3 protein-coding genes are annotated in these 1278 nt (G+C 27.5%); all 3 read right to left on the bottom strand.

Going from position 1 to position 1278, the window contains the following annotated elements:
- The coding region (locus GQ590_RS11980; RefSeq protein ID WP_160409283.1) for an RHS repeat-associated core domain-containing protein at positions 1-196 on the bottom strand (196 nt) is incomplete at its 3' end.
- 37 nt (positions 197-233) lie between these two features.
- A complete protein-coding gene (locus tag GQ590_RS11975) occupies positions 234-728 on the bottom strand; it encodes a hypothetical protein (RefSeq protein WP_160409286.1) in 495 nt (164 codons plus the stop codon).
- A gap of 8 nt (positions 729-736) precedes the next feature.
- A partial coding sequence (locus GQ590_RS11970; protein WP_255471449.1) for an RHS repeat-associated core domain-containing protein occupies positions 737-1278 on the bottom strand: 542 nt, incomplete at its 5' end.

Genomic DNA, 1278 nt, shown 5'->3' with positions numbered 1-1278 from the left:
AAACATATGCGTAGGTATTCAATCCCCCTAAGATAGAGATAGGGTCGGAACTGATGAAAATTCCACTTTCAGGATTATAATACCTAAACCGATTATAATAAAGTCCGTCTAGTTCTTTATTTTCATACTCCCCTAATTGCCTGAACGGAATATAAATACTTATTATTGAATTTATCTTCTTGTAAAGCCAACTCATTTTAGTTGGCTTTAACTGATGAACAATTTAAGTACTATCATCTAATTGATACATTACTTTCATCCCATTTTTTTAAATATTCATATACATAATGTTCTTCATCAGAAAATATTTGCATAATATATTTATTCTCATTTATATATCCATAATCTAAACCTATATGACTATCTATTTTTTTTTGTAATTCATCTGAAAAAAATTTTTCACTACTAGTTAATTCTAATTTGATACCAAACTCTCCATATAAAATACTAATAATATTATTATCGACAGTATGAATTAAAATATTATTTAGTATCCAATTTTTAATATCATTTTTACTTGTTAATCCATCCAGTTGTAATTTAGAAGTAAAAAGATTATTATTAGTTTTTATAGTCTCTTTGAAATACTCAGAATATAAATTAATTACTACATCTTTTGAAAAATCAATAACTTTACAATATTTATTTTTATCATACTCTTCAAATATTTTGTTCTTCCTATTTCTAAGTAATATTTCTGCTTTTCTATTTTGTATTGATTGATTCATTATGCTTCTTATTTACATTTAACTTTAACAAATAAATGATGATCTTTTAAATTTGGATCATCTATTTTTGCATATCTATTCGTCTTAAAATCATAGGAATCCCATCCGTGAGGGTATTCTCCTTTAGGATTTCCAGCATGAACATGTAATTGTCCATCATTGGTGTGTACTGCTATTATTTTTTTATGTCCATTAGCATCTGTAAATTCATACATCCGCCCATGAGAACCAAAGTTTGTATCATATTGATAGTTAACAATATTAATTCCTTTCTTATTAATATCATCACCTATTTTCCATTGTCTATCTGGTTGCTGACTTCTAGGAATACCTGCTAAATCTTTAGCTTTATTCATAGCTTGTTTTAAAGAAGTAAAAGGATTATTTTTTGATCCTAAAGGATCCAACCCAAACGGGTCAACTTCTGAATTGGAATCATGCACATAAGCATAAAAATTCGGGTTATTACCCGCCAGTTTTATGGGATCTTGGCTTATATATAAGCCGGTTTCAGGATTATAATACCTAAACCGATTATAATAAAGCCCCG

This window comes from Gilliamella sp. Lep-s35, assembly GCF_009795845.1.
Classification (GTDB): Bacteria; Pseudomonadota; Gammaproteobacteria; order Enterobacterales; family Orbaceae; genus Gilliamella.
Note: the sequence above shows the minus strand (reverse complement) of the source record. Positions and strands in the feature narration are given on the sequence as shown.

Coding starts and splice junctions, on each gene's coding strand:
- GQ590_RS11975 (WP_160409286.1), bottom strand. CDS start 728: ATGAATCAATCAATACAAAATAGAAAAGCAGAAATATTACTTAGAAAT.